Consider the following 21,786-nt stretch of genomic DNA (forward strand, 5'->3'; position numbering starts at 1 on the left):
GCGGTGCGGCCGCGGCTGCACCGCCCCGACCACAGGGAGCACCATGGCCGCATCACCCCGCACCGGCGCGGGCCTCGTCTGCACCGGTCTCACCAAGCAGTACGGCGGCGTCACCGTCGTCAACGACATCGACATCGCCCTCGTACCGGGTCGCGTCGTCGGCCTCGTCGGCGAGAACGGTGCCGGCAAGTCCACGACGTCGGGCATGATCGCGGGCCTCGTCCAGCCCGACCGCGGTTCCATGACGATCGACGGCGACCCGTACGAGCCGCGTTCGCCCGGCGACGCGCTCAAGGCCGGCGTGGTGCTCATCCACCAGGAGATCCGCATGGTGCGCGAGCTCACGGTGGCCGAGAACATCTTCATCGGACGCCTCCCGATGCGCGGCGGACGTGTGGACCGCGCACGCATGAACGAAGAGGCCGCAGACGTGCTCGCGCGTCTCGGCTCGCGCGTCGATCCCCGGCAACGCATCGACGAGCTGTCGATCGCCGCCCAGCAGGAGATCGAGATCGCCCGAGCGCTCAGCCGGAAGCCACGGTTCGTCATCTTCGACGAACCCTCCGCATCGCTCGGCAAGAGCGAGACCGCCCGCGTGTTCGATCAGATCGAGGCGCTGAAGGCGGGCGGTGCCGGCATCGTCTACATCTCCCACCGCATCGAGGAGATCACCCGACTCTCGGATGCCATCGTGTGCCTGCGCGACGGACATCTCGCCGCCCGATGGGACACCGGCGACGTCTCGCGGGAGGCGATCGTGCGCGCCATGGTCGGCCGCGACTTCACCTATGGTCACGGCACCCCGCCCGAGGCGGGCAACCGCACGGTCATCGAGGTGTCGGGGCTCGGCCGCACCGGGGCCTTCGAAGGCATCGACTTCGCGGTGCGCGCGGGCGAGATCCTCGGCGTCGCGGGGCTCGTGGGCGCCGGCCGCACCGAGGTCGTCCGCACGCTCGCCGGTGCCGATCGCGCGACCGAGGGGCGCATCGTCGTCGACGGCGAGGACACCGTCATCCGATCTCCCCAGGACGCGATCCGCGCCGGGATCGCGATGGTCCCCGAAGACCGCAAGTCGCAGGGGCTTCTCCTGGCCCGCGACAGCATGGACAACATGACGCTCCCCTGGCAGCGCCACCTGTCGCGCCGGGGCATCGTCACCCGCTCCGCGCTGACGGCGACCTATCGCCGCTTCCGCGAGGAGCTCGACATCCGCGGGCAGGCCGACGTGGCCGTCGCCCACCTCTCCGGCGGCAACCAGCAGAAGGTGCTGCTCGCCAAATGGCTCGTCCACCAGCCGAAGGTCTTGATCCTCGACGAGCCCACGCGCGGCGTGGACGTCGGCGCCAAGATGACGATCTACGCCGCCATCCGGCGGCTGGCCGAGGACGGCGTGGCCGTCATCGTCGTCTCCTCCGAGCTCGAAGAAGTGCTCGGACTCTCCCATCGCGTCCTGGTCATGGCCGAGGGGCGCCCCCAGGGCATCCTCGACCGGGCCGACGCCACCCCCGAGGCCGTCATGCGCCTCGCCCTTCCGCAGCACGCGGACGCCACGCACATCTGACCCGAGGAGCAGAGACGATGACCGTTTCCGACCCGTCCACCACCGCCGCGGGAGCGACCGCCGCGAGCCCCGCCACCATCGCCGCGCGCACAGTGCCCGCCGACCGCCGCGAACCCCGCGCGTGGAAGAAATGGGCGGGGCGCGTCCCCGGCCCGCTCGTCGGCCTCGTCGTCATCTTCGTGCTGCTGTCGATCCTGTCGCCGTACTTCCTGACGTCGCGCAACCTGTTGAACATCGTCACGCAGATCTCCGCCGTGGGGATCATGTCGGTCGGCGCGCTGATGGTCATCATCATCGGCGGCATCGACCTGTCGGTGGGCGCCACCCTCGCCCTCAGCTCGATGGTGATGGGGTACCTCTTCTCGTACTCCGGAATGCCGTTCGAACTCGCCCTCGTGCTGGGTCTGGCCGTGGGTGCGCTGATCGGCCTGCTCAACGGCATCCTGGTCACCGTCGGAAGGCTCCAGCCCTTCATCGCGACCCTGGCGACGATGTCCGCGGCGACGGGTCTCGCGGTGTTCATCACCGGCGGCAACACCGTCAACGGCTTCCCCGAGTGGTTCGTCTCGCTCACGCGCCTGAGCATCGCCGGCATCCCGGTGCAAGGCCTCATCCTGCTCGCGGTCTTCCTGCTCGCCGCCTTCTGGCTGCGTCTGCGACCCGGCGGACGCGCCCTGTACGCGATCGGCGGCAACGAAGAGGTCGCCCGCCTCTCCGGCATCCCGGTACGCCGCACCAAGCTGGTCGTGTACACGCTCGCAGGCCTGCTCGCCGCCCTCGGCGGACTGCTCGTCACTTCGCGCCTGGACTCGGCGCAGCCCACGGCCGGCGCCGCCGACCTGTTGAACGTCATCGCCGTCGTCGTCATCGGCGGTGCCAGTCTCGCCGGCGGCACCGGGTCGCTGCTCGGGACGTTCGTCGGCCTGCTCATCATCGGCGTGCTCAACAACGGCCTCTCGCTGCTCGGGGTCTCCCCCAACCTGCAGCCCGTCGTGCTCGGCGCGGTGATCGTCGCCGCGGTGCTCACGGATCGCCAGGCGCGTAAAGCGCAATCGGGCGAACGCTGATCGGGCCGGAATGACGACGATCAGGAGCGGGGCGGCGATCACGCCGTCCCGCTCTCGCGTGTCCGCCCCGCACCGGCGGCCTGGCAGAGTAGACCTCCAGGAACCGTCCGGCTACGGGAGGCAGACGATGGCGCGCGACCCCAAAGAGCTCGAGCATCTGCGCATGATGACCAAGGTCTCGCACCTCTATCACACGCGTGGGATCGTGCAGACGGAGATCGCCCGCACGCTCGGCATCTCCCAGGCCCGCGTCTCTCGACTCCTGTCCGCGGCCGAGGAGGCCAACATCGTCCGCACCATCGTCGTGCCGCCGGTGGGGCTGAATGCCGACCTCGAAGAGGGTGTCGAGAAGATGTTCGGCATGCGGGAGGTGCACGTCGTCGACGCCTCGGGTGAGACCGGTGAACAGCGCACGGAGACGCTCGGTATCGCTCTGGCGGGGGTGTTCCAGGTGCTGCCGGTCGGAGACAAGGCCATCGGCTTCACCTCGTGGAGCCGGTCGATGCGGCGCTTCGTCGAGAACCTCACGAGCTTCCCGCACTCGTCGGCCCGAACGGTGATCGAGCTGCTGGGCGGCGTCGGCCAGCCGACCATCCAACACCAGGCCACCAACGCCACCGAGCGCCTCGCGTCGCTCACCGACGCCGAGCCGCTGTTCCTGCGCGTACCCGGCGTCGTCTCCACCCCCGAGGTGCGCGAGGCCATCCTCTCGAACGACCCGCACGCCCGACGGGCCCTCGCCGCGATGGACGACCTCGATATCGCCCTCGTCGGCATCGGCAACGCCACGATCGTTCCGCCCTTGGTGGGCGGGGAGAACTTCTTCACGCAGGAGCAGTTCGACGCCGTACGCGCGAAGGGCGCCGTGGGTGAGATCAACCTCAACTTCATGGATGCCGACGGCAACCCCGTTCCCAGTGAGCTCGACGACCTGGTCATCGGGGTGAGCCTCGAGCAGCTCAGTCGCGCGGAGCGGCGCATCGGGGTCTCGGGCGGCGCCGACAAGCACGAGGCGCTCCTGGCGGCCGTGCGCGGCGGCTGGATCAACGTGCTCGTGACCGACGAGGAGTCCGCGCAGTACCTGCTCGAGCAGGGCCCCGCGAAGCGCTGACCCGGGATGCCGCGCCCCACCGAGCGTGAGGAGACGCCGTTGATCGACCCTCCCCCGTCGACCCGGCGGATCCGGGGTACCGGCGCCGTCATCCTCTCGCAGCTTCTGCTGCGCACCGCGTCGGCCGCCGGCGCCCTCGCGCTCGGGTCCTACTTCGTCGACCTCTCCCGACAGGGGGCGTCGGTGGGGCCGCTGCTGCTCGGCATCCTGTCCGGCATCGGATTCCTCGCCGAACTGGTGCTCGCTCCGATCGCGGGGTCGGCCAGCGACCGCCGCGGTCGCCGCGTCTTCCTCGTGGCGGCCCCTCTGCTCGCGGCGGTCGGCGTCCTGCTCACGCCGGGGGCGTCGCTGATCGCGACGGCACCCGCGATCGCACTGGTCGTCGTCACCGTCGGCACCGCGCGGTTGCTCGACGGCGCGGGGGCGGCGATCTCGGCGCCCACGACACTCGGGCTCCTCGCCGACGCGAGCGACGGCGACCCGCGACGCCGCGGGCGGGTGACGAGCCTGTACGAACTGTCGTCGTCCGGCGGGATCGCCCTCGGCGCGGTCGCGGGTCCGCTGCTGTACGGCGCGCTCGGGCTCGGGACGTTCGCGGTTCTCGCCGCGGTGTACGTCGTCGCGTCTGTGCTGGTACTGGTGTTCCTGCGGCCGGGAACGGCGTCCCCTCCTCCTCGGATGCGCGCATCTCTGGGGGATCGCCTGCGCGTCCTCGCCCACCCGCGCCTGCTGGCGTTCCTCCCGGCGTGGATCGCGGTCAACGCGATCCTGGGCACATGGGTCACGTCGCAGATCACCTTCGTCCTCGCCGGCGATGCGCGGGCGGACGGCCAGTCGTTCCCCGGAGCGTTCCGTGGCGACGAGGCGGGCTTGTCGATCGTCCTGGGCGTCTACGTGTTGTTCTTCAGCCTGTGCATCGTCGCCTGGGCGTTCTTCATCGGCCGCCTGCCGACCATTCCGGTCCTGCTCGTGACGGTGGCGGGTGCGCTGATCGCCTCCGTCGGTCTGATGCTCGCCAACCGCGGAGCACCCCTCGCGGTCGCCGTGCCGCTGGTGATGGTGGGGGTGTTCCTCGAGGCCGGGTTCACGCCCGCCGCCCTCACCCATCTCAGCGACATCTCGGCGGAGTTCCGCGGCGACCGCGGTCTGATCATGGGCGCCTATTCGGTGGTGGTCGGCGCCGGATATCTGCTGGGCAACGTGCTCGGCGGCGTGTTCGCCGAATGGCTCCTCTTCGACGGACTCGCCCTGCTCACGATCGGGCTCGCGGTCATCGCGCTGGTGTCGATCACGACGATGTCGGTGGTCGAGAAGAGGCAGCGCCCGGCACCGGCGCGGGCCTGAATCGGATGTCGGTGGTCGAGAAGAGGACGCGACCGGCACCGGCGCAGGCGTGAAACGCGCGGATGAACGGATGCCGCGACCCCGAGGCCGCGGCATCCGTTCGGGGGCCGTGTCAGCTGAGCCGCGACACGACGCTCTTCACCAGCGGCCAGGTACGTTCGACCGACCGGTGGTTGACCTTCTCGGCCGGCGAGTGCAGGGCGTGCAGCTCGGTGCCGATCGAGATGATGTCGGCGACCGGCACGCGGCTGCTGAACATGCCCAGCTCGAGCGAGCACTGCGACACCTCGACCTGCGGCTCCTCCCCCCGCAGTTCGCGGAAGGCCTCGGAGGCCACCGCGAGCAGCTCCGAGTCGGGGCGATAGGGGAACTCGGGGGCGTCGAGACCGTACATCTCGATGCGCGCCCCTCCCCCGGCGAGCGCGACCAGCGCCGCCACCCGGTCGTAGAGCTCGTGCTTGCGCGAGGTGAGGGCCGAGGTGATGGTCGACATCAGCCGCACCCCGTCGTCCGTGGGGCGGATCGTGCCGAGGTTGTTGGAGGTCTCGACGCGGTCGTGCACGTGCAGGTTCCAGCGCACGACCCCGTGCGGGATCAGCAGCGTGATCGCTGCCAGACGCTGCGCGGCCGCGCTCGACAGCACGCGGTCCGGGGTCTCGGCATCCACCAGTTCGACCCGCACGTCGGGGTCGGCGAGGTCGTACTCGACCGACAGCTCGGCCTGCAGGGTGGCGACGGCGTCGCGGACGGCCTCGACGTCGTCGGGGCGCAGGCTCAGCACCGCCTCGGCGTCGGCCGGGATGGCGTTGTTCTGGGCACCGCCGAAGGGCGAGGAGACGCGCACGTCACGGCCGTCCTGGACCGCCTGCAGGGCGCGGGCGAGGATCTGCAGCGCGTTGGCGCGCTCGAGGTGGATGTCGAACTCGCAGTGACCGCCGCGAAGACCTCGCACCTGGAGGGTGAGCGCTGTCGAGTGCGTCTCGGGCACGGCCTCGAACTCGCCGGGGATGTCGACGGTGAAGGTGACGTCACCGCTGCAGCCGGCGAGGATCTCACGATCGGTGATCCAGTTGAAGTCGATCATGCGCCGGCCCTTCAGCCGGCTCGTGTCGAACTGGCCGGCGCCGACCTTGCCCTTCTCCTCCATCGCCGTGAGCACGGCCTCCAGCGGAGGGTGCGGGAGCTCCTCGTCGGCGAGCAGGGCCAGGATGTACGACACCCCGATGCCGTTGTCGGCGCCGAGCGAGGTGCCGTCGGCGGTGATGAAGTCGCCGTCGACGAGGAGGCGGATGGGTTCGGTGGCGAAGTCGAACTCGACGCCCTCCTCCTTCTCGCAGACCATGTCGAGGTGCCCGTGCAGGATGAGGGGAGCGGCATCCTCGAGTCCGCCCTGACCGGGCTTGCGCACCAGCACGCAACTGACCTCGTCCTTGGAGGCGTCGAGGCCGCGCGAGCGGGCGAACTCCACGACCCAGTCCGCGACGGCGGACTCGTTGCCGGAGCCGCGGGGAATGCCGGCGAGCGCCTCGAACCACCGGAGCACCTCGCGGGGCTGGAGGTCGTCGAGCACTCCATGAACGGACGGTGCGGAGAGAGTGTCGGACATGGTTCTCCTCTCTGAGAACAATGGGTGGGTTCCGGGGGCGAGCCGCGCGGTCATTTGACGATAGACCCGCGGGTGCGGGTCATCGTCAGGGCCACGACGGCGATGATGACGACGCCGTACACGAGGCTCTGCGCCTGCGCGTCGATACCGAGGGCGGCGGTCGCGATGGGCACGAGCGCGACGGTGAGGGCGCCGAAGACGACGTTGATGGGGTTGGTGGCTCCGCCCGAGATCGAGGTTCCGCCCACGATCGCCGCGGCGATCGCGGGAAGCAGCAGGTCGCTTCCCAGACCGGTCGGCGATGCGGAGCCGGCTTGGGCGATGATCGTGATCGCGGCCAGGCCCGCGGTGAACCCCGACAGGCTGAACGCGATGACCTTGATCCACCGCGTGCGCACGGCGGAGAAGATCGCGCCCGACTCGTTGCGCCCGACCGCGGTCATCCCGAGACCCAGGCGCGTGAAGCGCAGCATGGCCCACAGCAACACCGCGACGACGACTCCCAGCCAGAAAGTGAGCGGGATGCCGACGATGCCGGTGGCGTAGAGGGCGGCGACCGCCTCTCCGCCCGAGGCGACGTAGACCGTCGTGGCGCCGCTGGTCACGAGCGCCGCCGCGGAGTAGATACCGAGAGTGCCCAGCGTCAGGGCGAACGACGGCACCTGCGCGAAGGCCACGAGCAGACCGTTGAGGGCTCCGCACACCGTCACGATCGCCAGGATCACGAGGGGCGCCACCGGGCCGATCGACGACAGGGTGAGCGCCAACAGGATCGCGCCGAGCAGGGCGATGGCCGCGTTCGACAAGTCGATCGAGCCGATGTGCAGCACGAGGGCCTGACCGAGGGCCACGAGCAGGATGGGCGCGGCCGACGCGGCGATGATGGTCAGCCCGCCTCCGCCGAGGAAGGCGGGGGTGAGCGCCGCGACGACGATCAGCATGACCACGAAGATGACGGGCGGTCCGACCGTCTGCCAGACGCGGTGGGCGCGGGGGCGGGAGCGCTTCGCGACCCGGCTCGGGTCGTCGGCGACGGTGGTGCGGTCCTCGACCGCGGCGAAGGCGTTCACGGTCACAGCATCCTTTCCAGCAGGTCGAGCGTGGAGGGGTTCTCAGCGACCAGGTCGTAGTGCGCCGCGGCCTCGCCGTCGCGCATCACGATGATGTCGTCGCCCATCTCCAACGCCTCTTCGAGGGTGTCCGCCAGCAGCACCACGGCGGTGCCGTTGTCGCACGCGCGGCGGATCTGCGCGTTGACGATCTGCGAGGCGCCCGGGTCGAGGCCGCGCAGCGGGTGGTCGAGCACGAGCAGCCGCAGGTTCTGCGAGGTGAGCCACTTGGCCAGCACGACCTTCTGCTGGTTGCCACCGGAGAAGCGCTCGAGCTCGAGCGAGATGTCGTTCGGACGCACCTGCAGCGCGTCGAACCACTCCTGGGTCGTCTTGTTGCGGCGACCCGGGCGCAGCACGCCGCCGGCCGACGAGGCGCCCGGGTGCGTGAGGGTGAGGTTCTCCGCCGCGGTGAGGCCGCCGACCATCCCCTCGACGCGGCGCTCTGCCGGCACGTAGCCGACGCCCGCCTTCACCGCCTTGGGGATGGACCAGTCGCTCACGGCGGCGCCGTCGAGGAGGATCTGTCCGCGGTCGAAGGGCTCGGCTCCGAACAGGGCCCGCGACAGCGCCTCGCGCCCCGAACCGCTCGTGCCGACCACGGCCGTCAGCCGGCCCGCGAACACGCGGAACGACACGTCGTCGTACTCGCCGCGGCGGCTGAGACCGCGCACCTCGAGCACGGGGCGCTCGTCGGCTGCGGGGGCGTGACGCTCACGCGACTCGGCGCGGGCCTCGCGGCCGACCATGAGGCGGAACAGCTCGGCCTCGGTGACGTCCTGCACGGGACGATCTGCGATCAGTTCGCCGTCGCGCATCACGAGGACCCGATCGCAGATGCGCATGACCTCGTCGAGGCGGTGCGAGACGAAGATCACCGAACCCACCTCGCGCAGCTTGCCGATCTCGCGCTCGAGGATCGCGGTCTCGGTGCGCTCGAGCACCGAGGTGGGTTCGTCGAGGATGACGAGGGGCTGGCCCCCGTCTCGGGTCTGCACGCGGATGGCCCGAGCGATCTCGACCATCTGCCGGTCGACGAACGACAGGTCGCCCACCTTGGTGCGGGGGTCGAGCTTCGAGCCGATCTTGGCCAGGGTCTCAGCGGCATCCCTGTTCAGACGGCCCCAGCGGTAGAAGCCGGCCCGACCCACGCCGCCCTTGCCCGGCTTGGTGTTCATCTCCACGTTCTCGGCGACCGAGAGGTTGGTGAACAGCGACTGCTCCTGGTGCACCACGCCGACACCGGCCGCGATCGCGTCGCGCGGCCCGCGGAAACGCACGGGGGCGCCGTTGACCTCGATGGTGCCCCCGTCGGGCTGATGGATGCCGGTGATGATCTTCAGCAGCGTGGATTTGCCGGCGCCGTTCTCGCCGATCAGGCCGACGACCTGACCGGGGGCGATCTCGAGCGAGACGCCCTTGACCGCGGCCACGGCGCCGAATGAGATGCGGATGTCCTTCAGGGCGATGACGGGGGTCTGCTCGGTCATTTCGCGATCCTCAGACGGTTGCGCTGCGACCAGGCAGCGGCGACGATGGCCGCGACGAGGATGGCCCCCGACACGGCGGACTGGAAGCTCGGGCTGACGCCCGAGAGGATGAGGCCGTTGCTCAGCACGGTCAGCAGGAACACGCCGAGGACGGTGCGCAAAATGCCCCCGCGGCCTCCGCCGAGGGAGGTTCCGCCGATGACGACCGCCGGGATGACGAGGAACAGGGTCCCCGTGCCGACCGTGGCCGAGCCCGCCCCGAGTTTCATGGTGGCGATGATGCCGGCGAGCCCGCTCAGCACACCCGCGACGATGAACACCGCGGTCTTGATACGGGCGACGGGCATGCCCGCTGACCGGGCGATCGCCTCGTTGTCACCGATCGCGAGGGTCAGCCGGCCGAAGCGGGTGTAGCGCAGCAGCAGCACACCCAGCACCACGACGCCCACCGCGAGGAGGAATCCGTTGGGCAGGCCGAGCGCCGTCTGCGACGACAAGGTGGAGAGGGAGTCGTCGGTGAGGGTCGGGATAGCGGAGGTGCCGAAGAGGATCGTGGCCACGCCCAAGCCGACGTACCAGATACCGAGCGTGACGATGAAGGACGGCACCTTGAGTCGGGTGAAGATGAGCCCGCTCACCCACCCGAGCGCCGCACCCACGGCGAGGGCGACCACCCAGGCCCACGGGCCCAGGTCGAGACCGCCGCGGGAATTGGCCGACAACAGGATCCACGCCATTCCCGAGGCGCCCATGACGCCTTCGACGGACAGGTCGATGGATCCGAGGAGGATGACGAGAGTGGCACCGACGCCCACGATGAGGGGCACGGTGGCCTGATCGAGGATGTTCTGCAGGTTGCCGAAGGTGGCGAAGCGCGGGTTCAGCAGCGAGAAGACGACGACCAGCACGACCATCGCCGCCACCAGGGCGACGGGCTCGCCCCATCCGGCGAAGCGCGTGCGTCGCGCGATCTGGTGTTCTCTCGTGCGGATCGTGGTGGTGTCGGCCGCGGGGGGCCGTGTGGTGGTGTCGGTCATGTTCGACTCCGTCGTCGTGGGGAGGGAAGAAGGGTCCCTCCCGGCCGCGGTGCGGCCGGGAGGGAGAGGCGTCAGCTGCCGGGGAGCACCTCGGGGCCGCCGCCGATGAGCTTCATCGGGTCGGTGTCCCAGGGGCCGTTCTCGATGAGGGAGTCGACGAACTTCTCGGGTCCGTCCTCCGCGTCGTATCCGCTGAAGTCCCCGAGCGTGTCGGGCGTGACGCAGCTGAGCGCGAACAGGCTGTCGCGCTTCTCCTGCGGCAGTTCGGAGGGCGTGATCTCGCCCGTGGCCGCGAGGTAGGCCGTGTAGAGGCCGACCGCCGAGGCCATGTAGCCGCGGTGGAAGGTCTCGCCGACGATGGCGTTGTTCCCCTCGCCGGACTCCATCGACGCGATCGTGTCGGGGTAGAGGCCGTCCGAGGCGAACTTGGTGGTGTCGAGCAGACCGGCGTCCTTGAAGGCCTTCATCGAGCCGGTCTGCATCGCGTCGTCGGCGCTCCACACGCCGTCGATCGTGTCGCCGTACTTGGCGATGAGGTCCTGCGAGTTCTTGTAGCCGAGCTGCGGGTCCCAGTTCGAGGGGCGTTCCTCGAGGATCGTGATGCCGGGGTACTTCTCCGCCATCTGCGCCTTGAATCCGGCCACGCGGGTCTGGCTCGTCGTGCTGTCCTGCACGCCGGGGAGCATGACGACGTTGCCGGTTCCGCCCAGCGCCTCGCCGAGCGCGTCCGCGTTGCACTTGCCGGATTCGACGCCCGGGATCTTCTGGAACGCGACGAAGTTGTCGCCGACCTGGGCGGGGTCGAGGTTGTCGGGCTTGTTCCACCAGATGGTGACGAAGCCGCCGGCTTGCTTGACCGCGTTGACGATCGTGGGGGCGTCGGAGCTGGCGACGGTGTTGACGAACAGCACCACCTTCTTGCCCTTGGCGAGGATCGCCTGGATCTTGGAGATCTCCGTCTGCGACGACCCGTTGGAGTCGACGATCTCGAGCGGGATGTCGAGCTTCTTCGACAGCGCCTCGGCACCGGCGATGTTGGAGGCCATGTACGGGTTGGTCGTGTTGATCACCGAGGCGACCAGCACGAGGTCCTCCTTCGCGACCGGCTGGGCGGCGCCGCCGGTCGCCCCTGCGGTGCTGGTGCACCCGGAGAGGACGAGCGCCGCGGCGGCGGCGAGCGCCAGGCCGCGGGCGAGGCGCTTGGGGGAACGGGTGAATGACATCTCGACTCCTTCGTCGAACGGATCGCCGGGGCGATCGGGTAAGGGGTGTGCGGCATCCCCGGGGAGAGGGATGCCACGAGGCCGGCCGGGTCGTGCGGGGATCAGCCCGCGGGACGCAGCGTCCGGAAGAACGTGCGCACGTCGTCGACGTACACGTCGGGGACCTCGAGGGGGGCGAAGTGACCGCCGTCGTCGTGGACGCGGTACTGCTGGAGGTTGAAGTAGGCGTCGGTCCAGGTGCGCGGGGGCTTGTAGATCTCCCCCGGGAAGATGGAAACGGCGGTGGGGACCCCCACAACCGGGGTGCGGTCGTGCGACGGGGTCCACGGGTTGCCCCGGCATTCCCAGTAGTACCGCGACGACGTACCGCCGGTACCGGTGAGGAAGTACACCGCGGCGGTGGTGACCAGGTCTTCCTTGGGCCACACGCGCTCGAAGGCCTCGGTGCCCTCGCCGCGCTCGGCGAGGCCCCAGAAATAGCGCTTCTCGGTGATCCAGGCCAGTTGGGCCGCCGGGGAGTCCACGACGAGGGCGGCGAGGGTCTGGGGCTTGGTGAGCTGGATCTCGCCGTATCCGCTCTCGCTCTCGACGAACAGCTTGCCGCGTTCGAACCACCCCTCTTCGCCCTGGCCGTACTCGCTCTCGGCGGGAAGGCCCAGAGCGGGGTCGTACTCGATGTGAGCGGGCTGGTCGGGGTGCTCGGGGAGGTAGTGCGACAACTGCGCGGGGAAGTGGGTGTAGACGCCGATGACGTCGTCCTCGTACTTGTGGCCGTGCTGCTGGGCGATCAGTGCACCCCAGTCCCCGCCGGCGGTGGCGTAGCGCTCGTAGCCGAGCACGTCCTTCATCAGGGTGTTCTCGAGATCGGCGGTTCGCCAGAAGTTCCAGCCGGTCTCGCGCAACGGCGACGAGAAGCCGTAGCCGGGGAGGGAGATCAGCACGACGTCGAAGCTGTCGGCGGGGTCGCCGCCGAACTTGGCCGGGTCGGTGAGCGGCTCGATGACCTTGCGCACGTCCCAGAAGGTCCAGGGCCAGCCGTGGTGCAGCAGCAAGGGCATGGGGTTCGGCCCCTTGCCCTTCACGTGGATGAAGTGCAGCGGAACGCCCATGAGGTCGACCTTGTAGTGCGGCAGCTCGTTCATGCGACGCTCGACATCGCGCCAGTCGTACTCGTTGATCCAGTAGTCGACGAGCGTGCGGTGGTAGGCGGTGTTATAGCCGTAGCGCCAGTCGTCGTTGGCGAAGTCCTCGGCGAAGCGGGTGCGCTTCAGGCGGTCCATCATGTCGTCGAGATCGGCCTGCGGGATCTCGATCCGGAAGGGCCGGACGTCGTGGTCGTGAGCCACCGTGAACCTCCTCGTTCTCGGTCTGTGGCGGTGGAGTGGTAACTATTCACCGTGCGATTGGCTATACGCTAAGCCCCCTCCGGCCCCGTGTCAACGGTCGATTCCGGCGAGGAGACCACGCGGTCGCCGGCGAGCTGCGACAGGGCCGTCGCAAGGTCGGGAACGAGCTCGGGAAGCCGGCGGCGCGGGGCGTCGGGCCCGGCGAACAGCTCAGCGACGTCGCGGCGCACCACGTCGTCGACCACGGTGGCCTCCTCGGCGAGCGACCCCACGGTCGCGGGATCCCACGCCAGATCCAGGATGCCGTTGACCTCGACCAGCAGGCCGTGCGCGCGTTCGCTCAGGCGCAGCGGGATGCTCGCGGTGAACAGGCGCGCTCCGCGCACGACGCGCTGCGCCGTGCCGACGAGCTTGACCGCGCCGCGCGCGTTGACCGACCATTCGCCGGGGCAGTACTCCCCCGCCACACCCCCCAGGCGCGCGTCGACGCCCCACCCGCGGGCGAGATCGGCGAAGTCGCGTCCGCGCTCGCGGAAGACCTCGCCGTCGTCGCGGCGCGCCGTTTCGGAGGAGACGAGGTCGATGACGAGCCAGTCCTCGTCGAGCACGACCGCGCGCCCGCCGGCGGGACGGACGACCGGGAGATAGCCCGCCGCGCGCGCCGCGTCGGCAGCCCGGGCGAAACGGGGATGCAGGCTCTCTCGGCGACTGAAGGCCACGGTGGGCGCCGGGGAGAAGAGGCGCACGGCATCGGTCGCCTCGCCCGCCGCGACCCGCTGCAGCAGCACCAGACTCGACAGCACCTCGTCGACGGGCGTGCGGGGGGCACCCGGTGCGCGGACCGCCTCGATGAGGACCCTGCCGCCGGGCGGAACCTCTCGAACCCCGGAAGGGCCCGACACCGCCGCGGGAAACGCGGAGGAGCCGGGCCCTGCCTCGATCGGCACGTCGGATCGCGGTGCGGCGCCCGCACGATCCGCCGTCGAGCGGGCCGTGCGGGCGCCGTCGTTCACGGGGACGGGCTCTCGAGCTCGCGCCGGAGCACCCCGACGAAGCGCGCCGCGGTGGCCCCGTCGAGGGCGCGGTGGTCGGCCGTCAGCGTGAACTCGGCGATCGGAGCCCACAGGCCCGCATCCTCGCGGTGCACGAAGCGCTGCACGGTCGCGCCGACGGCGAGGATCGCCGCCTGGGGCACGTTGAGGATCGCGTCGAAGCGCGTCACACCCATCATCCCGAGGTTGGAGACGGTGAAAGTACCGCCGGTGACGTCGTCGCGGGTCAGAGCTCCCGCACGGGCCCGGCCGACGACGTCGGCCCTCGCCCGCGAGATCTCCGCGAGACCGGCCGCGCCGATGTCGTGCACGACGGGCACGACCAGGCCTTTCGGGCTGTCGACGGCCACCCCGACGTTCGCCCTCTCGAAACGCGTCACGCTCTCGTCCCCGACGTGCGCGTTCACCTGCGGCACCTCGACCAGGGCGCGGGCGCTCGCGCGCAGGATGGCATCCGTCACGGTCGCCGTCGACTCGATCTGCTTCGTCCGAAGGGCCGCCGTCATGTCGACCTCGACCGTGACATGGAACACCGGCGCGGCCCACGCCTGCACCATCCGCCGAGCGGCGGTGCGCCGGAGCCCCGTCAGCGGCTCGACGACACCGTCTTCGATAACCGGCGTGCTCATACGAGTACCGCCTCGTCGGGCGCGGGGGCCGCGCGTCCGGCGCGCCCGGCGCAGCCGTACTCGCGCATCTTCTGAACGGTCGCCTCGATCATCCGCTCGCGCCCTTCCGCCATCGCCTCCTCGAACTGCCGGTCGCCCCGCGACCAGACGTCTTCGATGCCCCGGCGGAACGCGTGGCGCAGGTCGGTGTCGGCATTGAGCTTGTGCACGCCCGCCTCGATCGCCGCGTGCAGCTGATCGGCCGGAACGCCCGACGCCCCGTGCAGTACGAGCGGAATGCCGACGGCATCCCGAATCTGCCGGATCCGCTCGATGTCCAGCGGTTGCGGCTCGATGCCGGTGACGCCGTGCATGACACCGGCCGAGATCGCCAGCAGGTCCACGCCCGTCTCGGCGACGAAGCGCTCGGCCTCGTCGACCTTGGTGTAGTACTCCTCCCACGGGATGCTCTCGGAGGCGTCCGGGATGCGCCCCAGCTCCGCCTCGACGGGGATGCCGAACGCGTGCGCGACCTTGACGACCTCGGCCGTGACGCGGATGTTCTCCTCGAAGTCGAGGTGCGCGCCGTCGAACATGATCGAGTCGAAGCCGAGCTTGATGGCGTCGAACACTTCGTCGTACGTGCCGTGGTCGAGGTGGATGGGCGCGGCCAGCCCCGACTCGTCGAGCTCGCGGCGCGTCATCTCGTAGGCGGCGCGCAGTCCCATGTGCGGGACGATGGCTCGCCCCACCTGGAGGAACACGGGGGCGTCGGCGCGTTGCGCGGCCTGGATGAGCGCCTGAGTGGTCTCGGGATTGTGCATGTTGAACGCACCGACGGCGTAGCCGCCCGCACGTGCGGCGGTGACGAGACCCAGCGGGTCGACTCCGGTCATGATCTGCCTTTCTTTCTTCCGGGCTCCGTTGCCCGGACGCGGTGCGGCGGGCGCTAGTCCGTCTCGATGATGGCGACGACGGTGCGCACCTCGACGGCGTCACCTTCGTCGACGAGCAGTTCGACGAGCGTGCCCGTCGCGGGGGATTCGAGCGTCTCTTCGACCTTCTCGGCCTCGACGTCGGCCAGGGGCTCGTCTTCGGCGACCTGGTCGCCCACCTTCTTGTGCCACTGGACGATCGCGCCCTCGCTCATCCCCATGCCCCACTGCGGGAGCAGAACCTCTACACGTGCCACGTCGTTCTCCTTGTCTGGTCGATCACTCGGCGCCGACGGATGCCAGCGCGGGGGCGGTCAGTCCGGTCACGCGCCGCACGGCGGCGGCGATTCCGTCCTTGTTCGGGTACATCTGCTTCTCCAGCGAGGGGCTGAAGGGGATCTGCATGTCGGGCGCGGTGAGGCGCACGATGGGGGCCTTGAGGGCGTCGAAGACTTCCTCGCTCACGAGCGCGCTGATCTCGGCCGCCGCCCCGCACGTGCGGTGCGCGGGCTCGGCGATCACCAGGCGTCCGGTCTTGGCCACGGAGCGGAAGATGGCATCACGGTCGAGCGGCACGAGCGTGCGCGGATCGATCACCTCGACCGAGACGCCCTCGACCTCGAGCTCGGCGGCCGCGGCCACCGCCTCGGGCACCGAACTCGACACGGCGACGATCGTGACGTCCGTGCCCTCGCGCACGGTACGCGCGACGCCGAACGGCACCCAGAAGGGCTCGTCCTGGACCTCGCCCTTCGAACCCCACAACAGGCAGGCCTCGAAGGTGAGCACCGGGTCGTCCATGTCGATCGCGGTGCGAAGGAGCCCCTTGGCATCCGAGGGGCTGGACGGCACCATGATCTTCAGTCCCGGCACGTTCATGAACATCGGGTACGGACGGTCCGAGTGGTGGGCGCCGGTGTTGAGCCCGTAGAACATCGCGGAACGGAACACGACCGGCATCGAGGCCTGACCGCCGAACATGTAGCGGTTCTTGGCCACCTGGTTCACCAGCTGGTCCATCGCCATGTAGAGGAAGCTCGAGTACGACAGATCCACGAGCGGGCGGAGTCCGGTCATCGCCGCCCCCGCGGCGGCGCCGACGATGCCCTCCTCGGAGATGGGGGTGTTGCGGATGCGGTTCCGGCCGTACATCTGCACGAAGTCGCCGGTCTGGGCGCGGGTCTTGCCACCGCCGGTGGTGCCGTAGACGTTGGCCTCGACGTCTTCGCCGATGATGATGACGCGCTCGTCGGCGTCCATCGCCTCGCGCTGGGCGGCGCCGATCGCGCCGAGGAAGCTCATGACGCTCATGCTGCGTACTCCGAGTCGGTGTAGAGGTCGTCGAAGGCGACCGAGGGGTCGGGGAAGGGGCTGTTCTCGGCGTAGGCGACGGCGGCGTCGACCTCGTCGACGATCTCCTGCTCGAGGGCGTCCATGCGCTCGGCGGTGAGGCCGTGCTCGGCGATCAGGCGCTCGCGGAAGAGCACGAGCGGGTCCTTCTTCAGCCAGGCCTCGCGCTCGTCGACGGGGCGGTAGTCGGTGCCCAGGCGCAGACCCTCGGAGTGCTCGTTGTAGCGGTAGGTCACCACCTCGATGAGGGTCGGGCCCTCGCCGGCGCGGGCGCGGTCGACGGCGGCGCTCACCGCGTCGTGCACCGCGAGCACGTCCTGCCCCTCCTCCACGCGCACGCCCGGGATGCCGAAGCCCGCGGCACGCTCGGCGATGACGCCGCTCGTGACGGTGTGAGCCGGGGTCGACAGCGCGTACTGGTTGTTCTCGCAGAGGAAGATCACGGGCAGGTTCCAGACGCCCGACATGTTCATCGATTCGTACAGCACGCCCTGGTTGGCCGCGCCGTCGCCGAAGAAGGCGAGCGCCACGCTGTCGCGCCCGAGCACCTGCGACGACAGGGCGGCGCCCATCGCGATGGGGATCGAGGAGCCCACGATGCCCGATTCACCGAGGCTGCCCACGGCGAAGTCGGCGAGGTGGAGCGACCCGCCCTTGCCCTTGCACACGCCGCCGGACTTGCCCTGCAGCTCGGCCATGAGCGGCCCGAGGGGGCTCCCCTTGCCGATCGGGTGACCGTGGCTGCGGTGGTTGCCCGTCATGAAGTCGCCGTCGCGCAGCGCCATCGTCGCTCCGACGACCTGCGCTTCCTGCCCGATCGAGGTGTGCACGGTGCCGGGGATGTGGCCGCGCTTGACCATCTTCGATGCCCGCTCGTCGAAGGCCCGGATGCGCAGCATTCGCCGCTGCATCTCCAGGAGGAATTCCTCGTCCATCGATGACCTCTCTGTCCCGTTGGGAATATCTATTCTGTGTACGCGTGACTATTCTAAACAGTGCGTGCCGGGGACGCAAGCGTCTGCCGCGGACGAAGATCGCCGATGCCCTCGATCACGAAGCTCGGCCGCAGGTGCGGTTCGCAGCGCTCGACGTCGGCGCGCGTCGCATCCCCGGTCAGCACGAGCGCGGAGGAGATGCCGGCGTTGACGGCCATGCGCACGTCGGTTTCGAGGCGGTCCCCCACCATGACGGCGCTGCGCACATCCGGCCCGAGCATCGACATGACGGCGTCGATCATGATGCGGTCTGGCTTGCCCATGTTCGCGGCGCAGCGCACCCCCGTCGTCGCCTCGAGAGCGGCGACGATGCCCGCGGCATCCGGCTCGCCGCGGCCGCCCGGGAACGGGCAGTACCGATCCGGGTTGGTCGTGACGAGCATCGCCCGCCGGTGCTGCCACAGGGCGTCGAACGCGATCTGGAGCTTGCGGTAGTCGAAACCGCGGTCGTAGCTGGCGATGACGATGTCGATCTCCGCCGGATCGTCGCTGATACGCACCCCCGCTTCCTCCAGCGCGCGCACGAGCGGCGGCTCCGCGATCGGGAAGACCGTCGCCCCGGGATGCTCGGCCCGCAGCCACGCCACGGTACTGACCACGGTGTTGACGATCTCGCTGCGATCGACCGGGATGCCGAGGCGTTCGAGCTTCGTGACGTACATGTCGGGATCGCGCGTCGGGTTGTTCGAGAGGAACACCGTGCGCGCGCCGCGCGCCCGCAGATCGGCGAGCATCTCGCGCGCGCCGGGCAGCAGCTCGTCGCCGAGATACACGGTGCCGTCGAGATCGAAGAGGTAGGCGTCGAACCACGTGTCGGGGGATGCGTCAGACATGTGCCACCTCCGCGATGGTGGGGTAGACGGGGCGCAGCGCCGGGTAGATCTCCCGGTAGGCGCCGAAGAGCTCGTCGTAGCGCGCCGCGCGTGCCGGGTCGGGCTCGTAACGCCGACCGCGCCGGGTCATGGCGGCGACCGCTTCCGGGATGCCGGGATGAAGCCCCGCCCCCACGGCGGCGAGAATGCCGACACCCAGCGCCGTCGCCTCGTCGTGGCCCGCGAGGACGACGGGTCGCCGCAGCACGTCGGCGAAGATGTGACACCACAGGTCGCTCCGCGCCCCGCCGCCCATCGCCACGAAGTCGGCGACCGGGGCGGGGAAGTTCGCCTCGGCCTGGTCGAGGCACCAGCGCAGCTCGAACGCGATCCCCTCCAGCACCGCCCGGTAGATGTGCGCGCGGGTGTGCACGCCCCCGAAGCCGACCATGGCCCCGCGTGCCCGGTGGTCCCAGAAGGGCGTGAGCTGACCGTTCCAGTAGGGCACGACGAACAGGCCCTCGGCGCCCTCCGGCACGGTCGACGCCTGGCGCTCCCACCAGTCCTCGCGCACGACGCCCGCGGGCTCTCCCGCGGCGATCTCCTGCAGGAACCACGTCACCATGAAGGTCCCCGCCCCCACGAACAGCTCGTTGCTGACCGTCCCGGGGATCGCGCCCGACATCGCGCGGTACGACGGGTGCGGACGGAAGCTCGATCCGAAACAGCCCGAGACGAGCCCCGTCCCGAGGTTGAGGTACGCATCGCCTTCCGCGCACACCCCGGCCCCCAGTCCGGCCGACTGCCCGTCGCCGGCGCCGGCGACCACGAGCACGTCGGCGGGCAGCGTCAGCTCACCCGCGGCGGCGGGGCTCAGAGTGGCGATGGGTGTTCCGGGCTCCACCAGTCGTGGCAGCACCGAGCGGTCGAGTCCGATGCCCGCGAGGATCTCGTCGGAGTAGTCGGATGCCGACAGATCCAGGATGCCAAGGGGGTCGGCGCTGGCGATCGAGGTCACCCACTCCCCCGTCATACGGTGCACGAGGTAGGCGTGCACATCGACGATGTGGGCGGTGAGCGCCAGCGACTCGGGCTCGTGCTCGGCGAGCCAGTGGAGCTTGTACAGCGCCGGCGTCGGGTTGGGGGGTTTGCCGGTGAGCTCATGGATGCGCGACGTGCCGACGCGGTCGACCTGATCGCCGGCGCGCGCGTCGAGCCAGAGCATCGCCGGGCGCACGGGGACGTCGTGCGCGTCGAGCAGGGCGAAGCTCTCGCGCTGGTGCGTGATCGACAGCGCCTTCACGCTCGCCGGGTCGACGGTGCGCATGCAGTCCCGCACGGCGTGCACGACAGCGGCCCACCAGTGCTCCGGGTCCTGCTCACCCCACCCGGGTTGCGGGATCGACAGGACGACGTCGCTGCGGCCCTGCGCGACGGCGCGGCCGTGCAGGTCCCAGGCGATGCACTTCGCGCCCGTGGTCGAGCAGTCGATGCCGAGCACCAGGCCGCTCACGCGGTCACCCCCGCCGCCTCGCGCGCCGCGCGCACCGCCGCGGCGGCGCGGTCCAGGACGGCGTCGACGTCGGCATCCGTCCACCATCCGGCGGCGTGGAGCAGGTCGATCACGGTGACGCGGTTGCGCATGAACAGGCAGTTCGCCACGGCCCACCGCCAGATGTCGGCCGTGATCCAGGCGCCGAGGTCGTCACGGGTGAGAGGCGCCCCGGCGACGGCGAGCGCCCGAGCGATCTTCTCGCTGTCGGGTCGCATCGCCCCCAGACCCGCCTCCAGGGTGTCGGGGTCGGCGAGCAGGGCGAGCGGGTCGTCGACGGCGGCCCAGGCATCGCGCTTGGCGGAGTAGTCGCGCCAGCATTCACCACCCAGCGCGCCCGACGGGTCGCACACCGCGAAGGCGTCACGCACGCGCCGCTCGTCGTCTTCGCTCGACGGTTCGATCGCGCGCCCGCTGCGGGCCAGCTCGAACAGGTGGTCCCACGCGGACGCGGCGATGACGGATGCCACGCCCACCTGCGCGCCGTGCAGACCCACCTCGTGGCCGCGGGCGACGGCGTACATGTCGAGCATGTGGCTCACGAGGTGCTCGACGCCCGAGAGGCAGGCCGTCGAGCCCGAGATGCCGGTGCCGATGCCGCGGATCGCGAGCACGCGGGTGAGCTGCTCGACGGGGCGGGCGTCACCGCGGCCCAGGCCGACGCCCCACTCCGACGGGTCGCCGGCGAATTCGAGCAGAAGGTCGCGGGGCGTGGTGTGGAAGGTGGCGTCGGTGCCGATCTGCGACGCGAGCCACCAGTCGGCGGGGGCCGTGAACAGCGACTGCAGTTCACCGAAACCCGACGCGTTCAGTTCGACCGGCGCGGTGGCGATCACGGTCGTGTCGGCGAGCACGACATCGGGCCACCGGGAGTCGATCGTGCGCTTGGCTCCGGCGCGCAGGACGACCGAGACGTTGTCGGTGAACCCGTCGACGGATGCCGCGGTCTGCACGATCACGAGGGGGACCCCGCCCGCACGCGCGGAGGCGACCTTCGCGATGTCGGAGATCGTGCCCGAACCCACCGACACCACGGCGTCGACGCCGTCGGTCGCCGCGGTTGCGGCATCCAGGGCCTCGTCGTCGACGTGCAGGTGGCCGGGCTCGCCGAGGGCGGTCTCGACGACGTCGAACTCGCGCTCCAGAAGCGCACGCACGTCGGCCTTGAGGTCTTCGGCGCCGGAGCGGATGACGGTGCGGTCCACGAGGAGCGCCACGGTCGCGCGGTCGCCCCGTGGCGCCAGCAGCTCGCGCACGCGAGCGGGGGCCTGCGACGCGGCTCCCGGCTCGATGACGAGGGTGCGCAGCCCGAGCGCGACCAGGGCGCCGGGCCGCTCGGCATCCGCGATCGCCGCACGCACGGCGTCGAGATCGGTGGGGTCTGAGATGGCGGAGAACGCGCCCATGTGTCCTGCCTTCGACTCTGAATCGGACGTTTGCATATTCATTCGGTAGTTGAATACTGCAATGCCGAGGAGTCTAAGAGCGGCCGACGGACGCGTCAAGGCACGGCGGCAGAACGTGCCGGACCGGGCATCGGCGCCGTGTCATCCCGGCGACGGCTCCGCGCGCGGGCTGCGAGCGGGCG

General features: G+C 70.3%; 19 protein-coding genes. 4 read left to right on the plus strand and 15 right to left on the minus strand.

Annotated features, from left to right (window positions below; translation table 11 throughout):
• Positions 1-43: 43 nt before the first annotated feature.
• The 4 genes from FHS07_RS04340 to FHS07_RS04355 all read left to right on the plus strand — a co-directional run bounded on the left by FHS07_RS04340 (position 44) and on the right by FHS07_RS04355 (position 5,083).
• Positions 44-1,561 carry a sugar ABC transporter ATP-binding protein gene (locus tag FHS07_RS04340; protein WP_183418632.1) on the plus strand — a complete coding sequence of 506 codons (1,518 nt, stop codon included), beginning with the start codon at positions 44-46 and terminating at the stop codon, positions 1,559-1,561.
• A gap of 17 nt (positions 1,562-1,578) precedes the next feature.
• Positions 1,579-2,628: an ABC transporter permease gene (locus tag FHS07_RS04345; protein WP_183418633.1), complete on the plus strand. Its 1,050-nt coding sequence runs from the start codon at positions 1,579-1,581 to the stop codon at positions 2,626-2,628.
• Positions 2,629-2,755: 127 nt separating this feature from the next.
• Complete coding sequence (locus FHS07_RS04350; RefSeq protein WP_183418634.1) at positions 2,756-3,739, plus strand: sugar-binding transcriptional regulator; 984 nt, start codon at positions 2,756-2,758, stop codon at positions 3,737-3,739.
• Between the two features lie 39 nt (positions 3,740-3,778).
• On the plus strand, positions 3,779-5,083 hold the full coding sequence (locus FHS07_RS04355) for an MFS transporter (protein ID WP_183418635.1): 1,305 nt from the start codon (positions 3,779-3,781) through the stop codon (positions 5,081-5,083).
• Between the two features lie 112 nt (positions 5,084-5,195).
• Here FHS07_RS04355 and pepD read toward each other — a convergent pair whose 3' ends face one another.
• The 15 genes from pepD to FHS07_RS04430 form a co-directional block, all read right to left on the minus strand.
• Positions 5,196-6,689, minus strand: coding sequence for a beta-Ala-His dipeptidase (gene pepD, locus FHS07_RS04360; RefSeq protein WP_183418636.1), 1,494 nt, complete (start codon positions 6,687-6,689; stop codon positions 5,196-5,198).
• Positions 6,690-6,739: 50 nt separating this feature from the next.
• Positions 6,740-7,765, minus strand: coding sequence for an ABC transporter permease subunit (locus tag FHS07_RS04365; protein ID WP_183418637.1), 1,026 nt, complete (start codon positions 7,763-7,765; stop codon positions 6,740-6,742).
• Positions 7,762-9,288, minus strand: coding sequence for a sugar ABC transporter ATP-binding protein (locus FHS07_RS04370; RefSeq protein WP_183418638.1), 1,527 nt, complete (start codon positions 9,286-9,288; stop codon positions 7,762-7,764). The genes FHS07_RS04365 and FHS07_RS04370 overlap by 4 nt, the downstream gene beginning before the upstream one ends.
• Entirely contained in the window at positions 9,285-10,325 is a 1,041-nt protein-coding gene (locus tag FHS07_RS04375; RefSeq protein ID WP_183418639.1) for an ABC transporter permease, read from the minus strand. Before FHS07_RS04375 ends, FHS07_RS04370 begins: the two co-directional genes overlap by 4 nt.
• A gap of 71 nt (positions 10,326-10,396) precedes the next feature.
• Entirely contained in the window at positions 10,397-11,548 is a 1,152-nt protein-coding gene (locus FHS07_RS04380; RefSeq protein ID WP_183418640.1) for a sugar ABC transporter substrate-binding protein, read from the minus strand.
• 101 nt (positions 11,549-11,649) lie between these two features.
• Entirely contained in the window at positions 11,650-12,894 is a 1,245-nt protein-coding gene (locus FHS07_RS04385) for an alpha/beta fold hydrolase (protein WP_221189112.1), read from the minus strand.
• Positions 12,895-12,962: 68 nt separating this feature from the next.
• Positions 12,963-13,907 carry a lipoyl protein ligase domain-containing protein gene (locus tag FHS07_RS04390; RefSeq protein ID WP_183418641.1) on the minus strand — a complete coding sequence of 315 codons (945 nt, stop codon included), beginning with the start codon at positions 13,905-13,907 and terminating at the stop codon, positions 12,963-12,965.
• Positions 13,904-14,575 (minus strand): 2-oxo acid dehydrogenase subunit E2, encoded by a 672-nt coding sequence (locus tag FHS07_RS04395; RefSeq protein ID WP_183418642.1) that lies wholly within the window; start codon positions 14,573-14,575, stop codon positions 13,904-13,906. The genes FHS07_RS04390 and FHS07_RS04395 overlap by 4 nt, the downstream gene beginning before the upstream one ends.
• On the minus strand, positions 14,572-15,450 hold the full coding sequence (locus FHS07_RS04400) for a class II fructose-bisphosphate aldolase (protein WP_183418643.1): 879 nt from the start codon (positions 15,448-15,450) through the stop codon (positions 14,572-14,574). Before FHS07_RS04400 ends, FHS07_RS04395 begins: the two co-directional genes overlap by 4 nt.
• Positions 15,451-15,503: 53 nt before the next feature.
• Positions 15,504-15,746 (minus strand): biotin/lipoyl-containing protein, encoded by a 243-nt coding sequence (locus FHS07_RS04405; protein WP_183418644.1) that lies wholly within the window; start codon positions 15,744-15,746, stop codon positions 15,504-15,506.
• Positions 15,747-15,768: 22 nt separating this feature from the next.
• Entirely contained in the window at positions 15,769-16,800 is a 1,032-nt protein-coding gene (locus tag FHS07_RS04410; RefSeq protein WP_183418645.1) for an alpha-ketoacid dehydrogenase subunit beta, read from the minus strand.
• Positions 16,797-17,774 (minus strand): thiamine pyrophosphate-dependent dehydrogenase E1 component subunit alpha, encoded by a 978-nt coding sequence (locus tag FHS07_RS04415; protein ID WP_221189113.1) that lies wholly within the window; start codon positions 17,772-17,774, stop codon positions 16,797-16,799. The genes FHS07_RS04410 and FHS07_RS04415 overlap by 4 nt, the downstream gene beginning before the upstream one ends.
• Before the next feature lie 53 nt (positions 17,775-17,827).
• Complete coding sequence (locus tag FHS07_RS04420) at positions 17,828-18,667, minus strand: HAD-IIA family hydrolase (RefSeq protein WP_183418646.1); 840 nt, start codon at positions 18,665-18,667, stop codon at positions 17,828-17,830.
• Positions 18,660-20,159 (minus strand): FGGY family carbohydrate kinase, encoded by a 1,500-nt coding sequence (locus tag FHS07_RS04425; RefSeq protein WP_221189114.1) that lies wholly within the window; start codon positions 20,157-20,159, stop codon positions 18,660-18,662. The genes FHS07_RS04420 and FHS07_RS04425 overlap by 8 nt, the downstream gene beginning before the upstream one ends.
• A complete protein-coding gene (locus FHS07_RS04430; RefSeq protein ID WP_183418648.1) occupies positions 20,156-21,604 on the minus strand; it encodes an iron-containing alcohol dehydrogenase in 1,449 nt (482 codons plus the stop codon). Before FHS07_RS04430 ends, FHS07_RS04425 begins: the two co-directional genes overlap by 4 nt.
• Positions 21,605-21,786 lie beyond the last annotated feature (182 nt).

Origin of the sequence: Microbacterium proteolyticum (assembly GCF_014192415.1) — a bacterium.
Classification (GTDB): Bacteria; Actinomycetota; Actinomycetes; order Actinomycetales; family Microbacteriaceae; genus Microbacterium; species Microbacterium proteolyticum.

Excerpts from the sequence above, each read along its gene's own strand:
- FHS07_RS04340 (WP_183418632.1), top strand. The coding sequence starts at position 44 with ATGGCCGCATCACCCCGCACCGGCGCGGGCCTCGTCTGCACCGGTCTC.
- FHS07_RS04345 (WP_183418633.1), top strand. The coding sequence starts at position 1,579 with ATGACCGTTTCCGACCCGTCCACCACCGCCGCGGGAGCGACCGCCGCG.
- FHS07_RS04350 (WP_183418634.1), top strand. The coding sequence starts at position 2,756 with ATGGCGCGCGACCCCAAAGAGCTCGAGCATCTGCGCATGATGACCAAG.
- pepD (WP_183418636.1), bottom strand. The coding sequence starts at position 6,689 with ATGTCCGACACTCTCTCCGCACCGTCCGTTCATGGAGTGCTCGACGAC.
- FHS07_RS04370 (WP_183418638.1), bottom strand. The coding sequence starts at position 9,288 with ATGACCGAGCAGACCCCCGTCATCGCCCTGAAGGACATCCGCATCTCA.
- FHS07_RS04375 (WP_183418639.1), bottom strand. The coding sequence starts at position 10,325 with ATGACCGACACCACCACACGGCCCCCCGCGGCCGACACCACCACGATC.
- FHS07_RS04380 (WP_183418640.1), bottom strand. The coding sequence starts at position 11,548 with ATGTCATTCACCCGTTCCCCCAAGCGCCTCGCCCGCGGCCTGGCGCTC.
- FHS07_RS04395 (WP_183418642.1), bottom strand. The coding sequence starts at position 14,575 with ATGAGCACGCCGGTTATCGAAGACGGTGTCGTCGAGCCGCTGACGGGG.
- FHS07_RS04400 (WP_183418643.1), bottom strand. The coding sequence starts at position 15,450 with ATGACCGGAGTCGACCCGCTGGGTCTCGTCACCGCCGCACGTGCGGGC.
- FHS07_RS04410 (WP_183418645.1), bottom strand. The coding sequence starts at position 16,800 with ATGAGCGTCATGAGCTTCCTCGGCGCGATCGGCGCCGCCCAGCGCGAG.
- FHS07_RS04415 (WP_221189113.1), bottom strand. The coding sequence starts at position 17,774 with ATGGACGAGGAATTCCTCCTGGAGATGCAGCGGCGAATGCTGCGCATC.
- FHS07_RS04420 (WP_183418646.1), bottom strand. The coding sequence starts at position 18,667 with ATGTCTGACGCATCCCCCGACACGTGGTTCGACGCCTACCTCTTCGAT.
- FHS07_RS04430 (WP_183418648.1), bottom strand. The coding sequence starts at position 21,604 with ATGGGCGCGTTCTCCGCCATCTCAGACCCCACCGATCTCGACGCCGTG.